The sequence below is a fragment of the uncultured Microscilla sp. genome (assembly GCF_947493425.1).
Lineage (GTDB): Bacteria > Bacteroidota > Bacteroidia > Cytophagales > Microscillaceae > Microscilla.
This window is the reverse complement of record NZ_CANLRP010000064.1, coordinates 1-12,139: the sequence shown is the minus strand read 5'-3', so window position 1 is coordinate 12,139 and position 12,139 is coordinate 1. Positions and strand designations below refer to the sequence as shown.

The 12,139-nt window shown below is 41.5% G+C and carries 6 protein-coding genes; 2 read left to right on the top strand and 4 right to left on the bottom strand.

Annotated elements, in window-relative coordinates; all coding sequences use genetic code 11:
- Positions 1-26: 26 nt before the first annotated feature.
- Complete coding sequence (locus tag Q0954_RS16875) at positions 27-515, top strand: hypothetical protein (protein WP_299458670.1); 489 nt, start codon at positions 27-29, stop codon at positions 513-515.
- Between the two features lie 65 nt (positions 516-580).
- Here Q0954_RS16875 and Q0954_RS16870 read toward each other — a convergent pair whose 3' ends face one another.
- The gene (locus tag Q0954_RS16870) at positions 581-2,788 is read right to left on the bottom strand and encodes a SulP family inorganic anion transporter (protein ID WP_299458669.1); all 2,208 of its coding nucleotides are present in this window, start codon (positions 2,786-2,788) and stop codon (positions 581-583) included.
- A gap of 488 nt (positions 2,789-3,276) precedes the next feature.
- On the opposite strand from Q0954_RS16870, the gene Q0954_RS16865 reads away from it, so the two are divergent.
- Positions 3,277-4,203, top strand: coding sequence for a DMT family transporter (locus tag Q0954_RS16865; RefSeq protein WP_299458668.1), 927 nt, complete (start codon positions 3,277-3,279; stop codon positions 4,201-4,203).
- Positions 4,204-4,225: 22 nt separating this feature from the next.
- Here the strand turns inward: Q0954_RS16865 and Q0954_RS16860 are convergent, their stop codons facing one another.
- From Q0954_RS16860 to Q0954_RS16850, 3 genes are all read right to left on the bottom strand, one after another.
- Positions 4,226-6,592: a SpoIIE family protein phosphatase gene (locus Q0954_RS16860; RefSeq protein ID WP_299458667.1), complete on the bottom strand. Its 2,367-nt coding sequence runs from the start codon at positions 6,590-6,592 to the stop codon at positions 4,226-4,228.
- Positions 6,593-6,973: 381 nt separating this feature from the next.
- On the bottom strand, positions 6,974-7,831 hold the full coding sequence (locus tag Q0954_RS16855) for a M57 family metalloprotease (RefSeq protein WP_299458666.1): 858 nt from the start codon (positions 7,829-7,831) through the stop codon (positions 6,974-6,976).
- A 585-nt stretch (positions 7,832-8,416) separates the two neighbouring features.
- A complete protein-coding gene (locus Q0954_RS16850; RefSeq protein ID WP_299458665.1) occupies positions 8,417-11,629 on the bottom strand; it encodes a S8 family serine peptidase in 3,213 nt (1,070 codons plus the stop codon).
- Positions 11,630-12,139: the final 510 nt, after the last annotated feature.

The following is a 12,139-nucleotide window of genomic DNA, read 5'->3' as shown; positions in this document are numbered from 1 at the left end:
GTTTCCTGAAGTAAACTTTTGAACCTATGATAAAAATATTGGTAGTAATGGTTGGTTTGTTGTGGCAACCTGTTGCAGTGGCACAACTGGTAGGCAGGATAGAAGCCACCTCTCAGGGAGTGGGGGTGGGTACAGTGTTTGTCACTTCTGAAGAAGGCAATGTCGGTTTTAGCGTAGTCAAATTTGAAAACGATTTTTCGGGCGTAGGTGTAGGGCTGGAGTCTCCTTTGTTTTATACCATTCACAATACGACCGATAATCGCCTCATCATAGCCCCTCGTGTATCGTTTGAACACCACAAAAACTTTTTGCCTATGAGTTTGGGAGGACGAGCAAGCATCCTTTATTACACCAATTTTGGCGAAGGTATCCTGACGCTCCGCCCTGAGCTGGGGCTCACCCTGCGTAGCAATATCTACTTGTTTTATGGGTACCACTTTACCTTTGATAAATCGCACTTGATTCCTCGTGTGCACCAACTCACCTTGGGCTTTACGTTGGTAGGTGGTCACTAGTGGAGTTTGCCTTGATCTTGAAAATCCTATACTGCACTACCTGATTAAGTGTATAAAATACTTTTTTAAGTTTTCAAATGTTTCAACAAGTTGCGACCAAACTCAAGCATGTTTTCTGTTTCGGTAGGGCTTGAATAACGTATATTTTTAAAAATGCAAATGGCGGTACCATTGCTTTCCAGGTGATAGGTTTCCTGCGATTGCAAAAAGTGGATCAACTCTTCATTAAACAAATAAGTGATATAGGCTTTGTCAACTCCTTTGAGCAAAAAACGGGATGAAAACTCTTTATGTTTTTTAAAGTTGATATCACCATAGCCAGCAAACTTTTTTAATTTATCAAGCAATACCTCTTTTTCCAGCACAAACACGGGAATCTTAAAAGGGAGGTAGAGAATATGCACCGTGGCATAGTATACCTCCGCATCTGACAACAGACCTTTTACAAAAGTAATATCAAATATTTCCCAACGGGTATTAAAGTCATCGTGTAGCCCTTGCAGTGTGTTGGTCTTGTACTCTAGTATTTTATTTCTAAAATAAGGAAATTTCTTGAGTCCGTGGTTGTCCCATTGAATTTCAGGTCGAAAAGAACTTGAGTGTTGCGTTGCAATCTTCTGAAGTGCGAGCTGGCGGGGATTCAAAAACTTCCGCTTGGGGCGACGCAACGCGTGCAAAGCGTTGGGGTGGTTAGAGGTTGTTTGGTGTACATTCAACCCCACGATGTCAAACTGCCCTCCTTGTTGGTAATAGTTTCGGGCATACTCCTGGGTGTACTCCAGTAGCGTAAAATCTACCACAGAGGCTTTGGCAAAGTCAAGTATAATATGGCGATTGCTGCCTATGTTGTCGAGTAGTTTTTTTACTCTCAGCAGGTTATAAAAGTTGGCAATGCCCACAATGCTGATGTGGTAAGTGTTTTCGGCTTCGTGTGTGTAGATAATATTGGGGCGAAATAACTCTGAGAAAAAGTGTTGGTAGTTTTTACGCGAAAAAGCATGGTGCACCCCCAGGGTAAATAATATGCCTGTAAAAATGCCCCAGAGCAATCCAAAAAACAGGGTAGACAACAACGTGGCAAGCATGATTGCCAATTGCTCCCAGCCTTTGCGATAAGCATCTTTAAAAACCCTTGGTGCAGCCAGTTTATACCCTGTATAAATCAAAATTGCCGACAATGCCGCCCTGGGTATTTCCCGGATGATAGCGCCAAAAAACACAACAAAAATAAGCAGGATAATGCCGTGATAAAAGTTAGACCATTTGGTGAGTGCTCCATTATTTACATTGACCGAACTGCGCGCCACTACAGTAATGGTGGGCAAGCCTCCTATCAACCCCGAAAGTACCGTACTAAAGCCTACAGCTGCCAGGTCTTGGTTGGCGTGGGTGGGGCGTTTGTAAGGATCAATTTTTTCTATGGCTTTGCTACTCACCAAGCTTTCTATAGTGGCAAGCAAGGTGATTTGTAGTACCAATACCCAAAAAGTAACCGTACTTATTTTGCTAAAATCAGCCAGAACAAAGCCGTCTTTTAGATTTTTAGGGATATTTACCAGATGTTGGGGACCTACCTGATAGCTTTTGTTAAATAATGGGATGGTGTGTTCTTTGAAGAAATTGAACAAAAACACCAGAGGGATAGCAAATAGCAGTACCCAAACCGGCGCAGGCACAAATTGAACAACTTTATTTTTGAACCGGGAGTAAGCTACCAATATAATCAGACTCACGGTGGATATAATGGTAATAAAAGGGTTTTGGACCATAAAAGTAGCAGGTACTGCCATCAATACCTGTATAGTATTGCCTGTTTTGGGGGCTACCCCACCCAGCGCCACGTGTAATTCTTTCGATAAAATCATAACCCCAATTGCTGCCAGCATACCCTGAATAACCGATACGGGCAATAAGTCGCTTATTTTGCCCCACTTGAGCAGCCCAATGACTATTTGGATACCCCCAGCTACAATAAAGGCGGCCAGCAAGTATTGATAACCATTGAGCAAGCCTACTCCAGTTGCCACCACTACTATAAGGCTGTTGGCAGGTCCGTTGATGGCTACGTGGCTGCTTCTGAGCAGTGTAGTAACTGTGCCCCCAATGATTGCCGCCATTATACCTGCCATAGGGCTTACCCCTGACGATAAGGCAATGCCTATAGACAGGGGCAGTGCCACCAGCGATACGCTAAATGCCGCAATTAAATCTATGCGCCAATGTTTGGTAATTCCTTTAAAACCGGTGGCAGGTGTATTTTGTATAAATATCATGGGTTGTACTCTTAGGAATTGTTCAAAAATAAATTTACACTCTGAGGGGTGATTTTTCGCCTTGATGCTTCGTTATTTTTATTGCCCGTAGCGCTGCTATGAGCGCAAAAAATAGCCTCGTCTCAAAACAAAACCTCTACCTCAAGAATGGTAATTTAATTTCTCACCATTCCTTATTGCTTTTTTTGGTACCGTAGGATTAAAATAAATACTATGTTGGAAGGTATTTTATTTGTTTTGAGGGGGAATATTAAACTGACTACACTGCTTCGCCTCAAATAGAAATCTGTTCAAAATAAGTTTCCAGGTTTTAGAAGTATGCTCCCCATTAACTGCAAACATATTTCTAAATATATAAAAAGCATCAGTTTTTCACCAAATTAATTGTATGTTTACCGCCTGTAAAATGAATCCACCAGGGGTTTTGGACTGGTGGGCAAAGCCTTCTGCTCAACCGCTCGACTGCTTGCTTTTTTGACTAAAATTTTATGAATAAAACTGCCAAGGTACACCTCGCTTTATTTACTGTAAATTTAATTTATGCAACCAACTATGTAGTGGCTTCCAAAATAATGAAAGACGCTTACATTACACCTTTTGCTATTATTTTATTAAGGGTATGTGGGGCTTCTTTGTTGTTTTGGTTTTTTCAGGCGTTTACTTTCAACGAAAGGGTTCAGAAAACCAGCGACTACCTGCGTTTTGCTTATTGTGCCTTGTTTGGGGTAGTCATCAATCAACTACTCTTTTTCAAAGGGCTGTCTATGACTGTGCCCATTGATGCATCCATTATACTTACTTCGTCACCCATACTGGTATTGCTTGCTTCAGTCATTATCCTCAAAGAAAAAGTCACCTGGCTTAAATTATTAGGGATTATATTAGGTGCTATTGGTGCAGTAATGTTGATCGGTGGCGGCGATTTTTCTTTCAAAGGGGAAAATACCTGGGGCAACCTGTTGGTATTACTCAATGCCAGTTCATATAGTGTGTATTTGGTGGTAGTCAAACCATTGATGCGTCGTTATCAGGCGTTTACCGTAGTCAAGTGGGTATTTTTATTTGGTTGTATAGGTGTATTGCCTTTTGGCTGGAGCGAAGTGCAACAAGTGCAATGGAGCACCATGCCCGGCTGGGTGTACCTTACCTTGGCTTTTATAGTAGTAGGGGTTACTTTTCTTGCTTACTTGCTCAATGCCTGGGCACTACGCTTTGTAAGCTCTACTTTGGTGGCATTTTATATTTACCTACAGCCTGTGCTCACCAGTATTATAGCAGTGCTAAGCAGCCAGGACGAATTGACTTTTAAAAAAGTACTGTTTTCATTGTTGATCTTTACCGGCATATTTTTGGTGAGTTACAGTGGGGCACAAGAGGCTAAAAAACGAAAGAAACCAGAAGAAACAGAGTCGTAGAAAATTTACCACAAACTGCCTGTTACTGGTCGTTGGTAGTTTGTGGTGTGTCTTCCAACTTTTTCTTTTTTTGTGCTGTCTTTTTCTCCTTTATCTTAGCGGCTTGGTTAATACTGACCCCCATCACCAACAAATCGTCAATCTGTGGTTTTTTACCTTTCCACTCCTCAAAAGTGCTATCCAATATTTGCTCCTGCTCAACCATAGGGTGTTGATGAATTGCCAACAGCAAAGTTTTTAATTGAGACTTATTAAACAACCTGTTTTTGTAATTGGGTTGGTCTACATAACCATTGGTAAACATATACAATTTGTCATTTTCTTCCAGTTTCAGGCGGTGTGTTTCAAAAGGTTTCTCTTTGATAAACCTGCCCACAGGCTGTTTGTCAGCCTTTACCTCCAATAGCGTATATTCACCTTGTTGCATAGACCTTATCTGAGCGTTGAATTGGAAATTTTCCAAGGCTTTGGTAGGGCGTATAATGTGCAAAGCATTGTAAGCCCCGGCATATTGCAGTTCCATTTTTTCAAGGTCATACATGGCTAGAGCCATTTCTATGCGTCCCTTGTTACTTTCTTCACCTGCTTCATCATTATGGTGTCTAATCGTTTGCTTTACCTTTTCACGCAGTTGGTCTAAAATCTCCCCGGCGCTCAGCTCCATGTGGTCGCGTACAATGTTGTTCAAAAACGAAATGGCAAGCATGCCTGTCACTGCACTTGGTACTCCGTGTCCGGTGCAATCCGCCGTTACAATTACCACATACGGCTTCACTTTTTTTACCCAATAAAAATCACCACTTAAAATCTCGCGGGGCTTAAACAACACAAAATGATCAGTCAGCACCCGGTTGCGTTTTTTCATATTGGGCAACAACACCTTTTGTATTTCGCTGGTATATACCATGCTGTCATAAATATACTCTTGATGTTCAGCTGTTTGCTTTTCGCTTTCGGCAATTTTTTCTTCCTTTAGTTTCAGGGTTTGGTTAGCAACCTTCAGGGCTTCTTCTTTGGCAGAAATTACCTCTTGTTGATGAGAAATTTCATTATTTTGTGCTCCTACAATTTCTTTTTTCTGGTTTACCAATTCTTTGAAGCGCCTTTTTGTCTTTTTATTTTTTCTAAACAGCCAGACTAACAACCCACTGGCGCCAATACTTACCGTTAGTACCAAAACCAACAGCCACAGTGATTTGGCTTGTTCGTTGGCTAGGGTGGTCTTGTGGGCAGTGCGCAACATATCGGTACGGTGCTGTATCTTCACCTGCGTCTGAAAGCGTTCTTTGGCAAGCGCCTGGCGGTGGCTTTGCGCCAATAAACTATCGTTGAGCACCTGATATGCCTTCTGGTAGAGCAATGCATTTTTAGTATCTGTTTGCTTGTTATAGTACAAGCTCAAAGCTTTTGAAGCATCTCTGGCAATCGTGTGGTTATTGTACTCCAGGCTTTTTTCATACGCTTTTTTAACACATTCAAGGCTTTTTTCCTCATCATCTGCCAAATGCAGCAAACTTAACCTATAGTAACTTTCGGCAACAAATAACTTAGTTCCCAGCCTGTCAGCAAGTTGTAATACCTGCTCAAAACGTTTGATGGCTTTTAGGTTATTTTGTTGGACTTGTTGGCTTAAACCAATATAGTAATGCTGGGTAAGGATGCCTAAATGGTAGTGGCGTTTTTGATAAACAGCCAGGGCTTTTTTAAACGCCTTGAGTGCTTGGTTGGGCTGCCTACGGTTGAGATAAAACATGCCCGTTTTTTGATGAGTAAGCCCCAGTTGTTGAAAATCTTTTTGTTGGGTACACTCTTGTGCGGCTTTTGCAAAGTAGGCCAAGGTTTGAGAGAGGCTGTCTTGTTGGGCAGTGACATCGGCAAGCAAAAAGTATATTTGTATCAAGGTTGGTTTTTGTTGGTATTGCCGGGCTGTTTTCAGGCTTTTATTCAAGAGCTTCCAGGCAGTATCGAGATCACCGTAGCGACTATAAATTTTTGCCATTTCGATCAGGCATTGTGCCGATTCTTTTGTTCGCTTGTCAAGTTTTAGCAAACTGTCGGCTTTTTTATACCAGGTAATTGCCTCAGCGGGTTTATTCTGAGTATACAAAAACTTGCCTTTAGTTTTAGATAAATCAATGAGCCCCTGGCGGTAATTGATGCTGGAAGCATGCTTAAAGGCTTGGGTGAGGTAAAGTTTGGCTTTAAGGGGACGATTCACAACGTATGCATTGCTCAATTGACTCAAGATTTGAATCCGGACAGTGTCAATAAAAGCCTCGCTTAGCTCTTGCTCCAAACTATCGGTTTGCGCCAAAGAAAGTCCATTTTGCCCTTTAACAGCGGGAAAGCTTATGTTCAATAGCAGGATTAAAAGTATCCATTTATACATATATAGGGTTTTGTTTCGAGGGATTTTGTGTATTTAATAATTTTTTACTTATAAAACAATTATTGCTCCCTGATTATAGATTATAAACATAGTAGTCTGATCAGACACTTTTATAGCCTAACAATTTATTTACCAAATAGTTGTAAAGACTACTTTTTTCTGGAGATACCCTCTGTTGATTGAAATAAAATATTTTTTATTAACATAATTTATGTTATAAAACAATCAGTAAAAATACCTGCAATAAAAAGCGCAAAGCAAAGAGGTAAACCCAGAGAAAGGGAAAAAAGAGGATGGGAGAGTGACCAAACCAAAAATAAAAAAGCCCCTGACCGAGCGATCAGGAGCCTTGTTATACTATATATAGTTTAATATTTTCGCTTAAAAATTATCCTTGTACATCCAGTTCAAAGCAGAACGGTCTCCACTGGTAAAAGGACGATCGCTACCATCGGTACAAGCCAACATCCAAGATCCATTATCAGCCAAGTCAGCGTCTTTTGAAGTACCAGGAATGTTGATAGCTCCTACATCACTTGCGCCTTCGTTTGCGGTACTGCCACCACAACTAATAGAGCGGTCAAAGTAGTCGGTATGACGGAAGCCAATGCAGTGCCCCATTTCGTGTCCAATGATGGTAGCAATTCCATCAGTACTCAATCCGTAAGAAGACTCAAGTACTCCACTCATTTTAATTTCATTGTAGGGGTTGCCATTGGTTGGAAAACCAGCCGAACCTAATACGCCTCGTTGTTCGTCTGTTGTGCTCAAACGAGTCATTTTAATGTCAGCGTACCAAGACGAAGTAGTACGAGAAAAGGTCAGGTCTAAGCCCAAAGCATTGTAACGACTGATAGCTTCGTCTAAGCCAGCCAACATTGCAGCGCTGTAGCCTCTGTAACCAGTAGGCGCATAAATGGTGATGTTACGATTGCCGTTCGTGCTTACCACGTTACTGGTACGGAACTGCTCGCTTTTTCCTACGACTAGATTGTGTTGCTTGGGTGTGCTGTTCAAATCTGCCTCAGAAAGGAAAATATCGCCTTCTACAATGTAACCACCATCGGTTTTTATTACCCCAGTATTGGTAAAGCCCAAGGCATTGATCTGGTGTAATACTTTTTCAGAAACTTTGTTGTTAGGTGCCACATTTTTTTCGTCATTTTGCTTACAAGCAAAAGTAAAAGCAAGTATTGTAATTAAAGCGGCGGAAGATGATTTTGATAAAATTTTCATCATGTAATATATATTTGTTGAGTGTAATATTATGGTTGTAAATGTATGGCAGTTATTTTTATTACGCAAATTTTGTTTCGGAATTTACAAACAGTGTGTTTTTGTTAATATGTTGATTATTAAGCGTTTGAATTATTTTTTATTTATGTAAAATAGTGATATTTACTAAGTAAAATAAGAAATATCCCTATATGTTATAGGTATAATTACTATAGATTGCGATGTATGTTTTTTCCGCTATGATAATATAAGTATTATATATTAATATTATATGATTACATGATCATAATTACTTACGATGTGTTTTTGGTACTATTTTACTCTAAACAAAAAAACAAGGTTGGAGTAATGATCCAACCTTGTTAACTTATTATTTAAACAAAACGCAAAAATAATTACTTGTATAATACATCCTTTTTATGCTTTTTTACCTCCTTTAGTTTGTACTTTTGGTAAGGGTAAGTTGTCTCCCTGTTCATTGATATATATAGGGTTGCACTATTTCATTTTAAGGCAAAAAAAAACAAGGTTGAAGCAGTGCTCCAACCTTGTTCCCTTATTTTTTAAACAAAACGCAATGGTAATTTCTTATCTGACCACCACTTTCTCTATTTTTTGTCCCCCTTTGGTTTGTACTTTTATTAAGTAGATGCCTTTGGGTAAGTTGCCTACCTTAAACTGTTGAGTAGCTGCTCCATTGTTGGCTTGCGCCACTTTACGCATCATACTTCTACCATTCATACTTACCAAAGTAAAACTTACCTCACTATTGTTGGCGGCTTGAGCCTTTACTGTTACCACGTCAGTAGCAGGGTTGGGCGATACGCTTACTTCTTCTAACAGAATTGGGAAGCGCTCTGTTTGGCTGGCAAAGGTAGCTGTACCACTTGGAGCAATATTGATGGTATAGTCTTCTACTTCACCATAATTGAATGTTCCACAAGAAGTTGGAATAGCATTGTACCTCATAGATACCCGCATACGAGTGCTGCCAGTAGTCACCGACGTAGGTATATTGATGGTACCTGAAACAGGAGTGTTTCTGGTAGCTGCCTGGGTAAACACTTGTTCTCCGGCATCGGTAAAGTCACCATCACGGTTAAAGTCAATCCAGACACTGTAGCCTTCGTTGTATACAGTGCCTGGCCATACTGGGGTAATCGTAATGGTATTACTTGACCCTTGCGCCAAAGAGGTAGATATAGAAGTAAAATCGGTATAGCCATTGCTTCCGTTCGAAGGATTATTTATGCTGCCCAACTGTACTCTTCCAATGTATTCTTCGGTAGAATTGTTGCCTTGAGAGGCACAATAAACCAAAGGAGGGGCACTGGCTTCTACCCGTACATGGTCTATAGCAATATCGCTTTGCCAGCCACTAGAGCCTGTACCTGTAGTTACTGTAAACCTCACTGATACATTGCTGCCTTTGTAAGCATTCAAATCAACGGTTTGAGTAGCCCAGCTATTGCCCTGATTGCCCGACTTGTTAAAAATCTCGACCCAACTGCTTCCATTGGTGCTTACTTCAGCTTTAAGGTTGTTTACTTGCGACCCATACATGTGATAGTCAAACTTAAGCGTAGGGCTGTTTACGGCCGATAAGTCAAAACAAGGGCTGACCAAAGTGGCCGTTTTTGCCGGATAATTAGAGCCAGAAGCTTCTACATACATATAAAATGTGCCATTGTTGGCAGCCGAAGGTCCAGTACTGTTTGATGCCGTTCCGCCTGATTGACGAGTCCAGTTGATGTCATCTGCTGATGATTGTGTCCAGGCACCTAATCCTGTTTCGAAGCTTTCATTGTAAGGAAACGCTGTAATACAGCTTGCCGGAGTGCCAGTGGTAAAGCTTGCCGACGAAGAATAAGCACTTGAGCCATTGCTACAGTTGGTTCTTACCTGAAACTCATAAGTAGTCCCTTCAACCAAACCAGATACATTGGTAGACGTTCCGTTTACTCCATTGACTGTTGCCCAGTTGGTGCTGCCCTGAGCTCTATAGCGTACATCATAAGTGTTTGCACCGTTTACTGCGTTCCAGTTAAGTGTAGCCGAAGTAGTAGCAAGGTTAGAAGTAGTAAGGCCTCCTGCAACTGCACAAGCCGAGCTACCAGTAGTAATACCCGTTACAATGATAGAAAAAGCCTGGTTGCCACCGCTTAAAGCACCTTTGTGGTTGACTGTAATAGTGTAAGTGCCCGCGCCAGGGTTGGCAATAAACACCTTCTCTACATTGTCGCGGTCGTTGTCTCCTTTAGTAGCTGCTGCACTTGGGTTGGCTGGGTTGAGTATCCAAGGTTGGTAAGCGTTACCATTGCCCGAAATACGTAAATCCAAGTCATTGACCAACATACGGGTGGTAGGGTCAAGCGCGGGGGCAGTAGGTGTACCTGGAGCATCAGTCCATACTATAGTAGCCACCAAAGGTTCGTTGCCAGTAGCATTTACCTGGATAGAATAAGTACCATTGTTATTCAAAGTTTCTTCTTCTATTTTAGTCGATACATTGCGGTTGGTAATTACATCAGCTGCTGCTTTGGTATTCATCAAACCCCAACCATTTGAATAATCAGGACCATTGGCATTGCCTGCTTCATCGGCAGTGTGAATCACCAATGCCTTAAGGGTAGCGGCACGCATAAAACTCCCTCCATTCTTATTTTTATAGTGTTGTTGTAGTAGCCCCAAAGACCCAGTTACACTAGGCGAAGACATCGATGTACCACTTTTATTACCATAATCGGTATCGCTGCCACTATCTGGCGAGAAAAGACTGGCACCATTTGCCACAAGGTCTGGTTTGATCCGTCCATCGTCGGTAGGTCCCCAAGAGCTAAAACTGGTTTGCACCACGTCAGAAGGCTGCGAATAACCCGAACTGATGTCGTTTACTGCACCTATAGTCAATATATTCTTGGCTACCCCACCTGCACCTATACAATCATAGTCTCCATCTCTTTTGCGAAAAGCAGTAGAGTTTACCCAACTAGTGCCATTGTAGTATTGGTGGCTGCCTGAGTGGTTGTCGTTGCGGTCGTTACCCGCTGCCTTACAAATCAGGTAAAAAGGTGCATCAAAGGCAATTTGATCCATGTCTTTGGAGTAATCGCTGTAAAAACCAAACCTGTAGTCTTCAGTAGTGCTGATGTTTACATCGCCATACCAGCGCCAGCCGCTTCCACTAAATGCCCATCCAGTAATAAAACCATACGAGTGGTTAGATAGTAGCAAGCCGTTTGAGGCAGCATTTGCCATTTCGGCAAGGTCGCTGTTCCAGTCATAGGCATGAATAGTAGCGTTGGGTGCCATTCCTTTGGCATTACTGCTTACCCCGGCAGCTCCCATAGTACCCGCCACGTGGGTAGCGTGTGAGCTCAGAGTAGTAGCATTGTCTTGTTGGGTTACCCGGTTGCCAAACTCCTGGTGAGTGGTTCTTACTTTTCCACCGTCCCAAATGCCCAGCACAATGCCTGTACCTGTAAGCCCTAGTTGGGCTTGTACTTTGTCGGTAGAAATGGTGCGGGCAGCGTTGAGATTAAAATTGGTAAAGTACAAAGGTGTTCCACCATTGGGGCGGCTAAACCCCTGCAGTTCTATCACCCTGTCTTTGGTCACTACTTTCAGGGGTAGCTTTGCCTTTAGTGCCCTGGCATAAGCACGGGCGCGTTGGGTTTTGTACTTTGCTGTGTAGGCATTGCTTAGACCTTTTAGCTTTTGCGTTTGGCGCTGACTATAGCGCTGTTGTGCCATTACAGGTGTTACCACCAGTGCTGCCAATAATAAGAGGCAGACTGTCATTGCTTTTTTGTTAATCATCGTTGTGTAAAAGTTTTGTGTAATAATAATTGGGCATAGTGGTCATTTAGACGTTGCTAAAGTGGATGTTTTTTACGATAAAGTAAGAAAAAACAGGTATACAAAAAGTAAACAAAGGCAGAATAGGAGTAAATAAAAAGTAAACAAACCAGGTAAAACTAGGATTTTTGCCTGATTGATGTGTAAATATGGGAATATTTGAATAGTCATACTATGAGGCGGTATTTTTATATAAAACAATGGTCAATTGTTAACCGCTGGTCATCTATCTTCATAAGTAAGTGAAACAGCAGTTGATTTGGTTGGGTTTTACCTATGTTTTTAAAAAGGAGGTAGTTTTGACAAGATTTGCTGTTTGGCGACCTTCAATATTTATCTCTTAGGAATGGTGTAAAAATAAATTTCTATAGTTTAATAAAATATTTTGTTGCTAGACGAGGCTAAAAATCGGCTAATAGCAGCGCTATTCGGCTATTTTTTAACAAAGTATAG

Coding starts and splice junctions, on each gene's coding strand:
- Q0954_RS16865 (WP_299458668.1), top strand. CDS start 3,277: ATGAATAAAACTGCCAAGGTACACCTCGCTTTATTTACTGTAAATTTA.
- Q0954_RS16860 (WP_299458667.1), bottom strand. CDS start 6,592: ATGTATAAATGGATACTTTTAATCCTGCTATTGAACATAAGCTTTCCC.
- Q0954_RS16855 (WP_299458666.1), bottom strand. CDS start 7,831: ATGATGAAAATTTTATCAAAATCATCTTCCGCCGCTTTAATTACAATA.
- Q0954_RS16870 (WP_299458669.1), bottom strand. CDS start 2,788: ATGATATTTATACAAAATACACCTGCCACCGGTTTTAAAGGAATTACC.
- Q0954_RS16850 (WP_299458665.1), bottom strand. CDS start 11,629: ATGACAGTCTGCCTCTTATTATTGGCAGCACTGGTGGTAACACCTGTA.
- Q0954_RS16875 (WP_299458670.1), top strand. CDS start 27: ATGATAAAAATATTGGTAGTAATGGTTGGTTTGTTGTGGCAACCTGTT.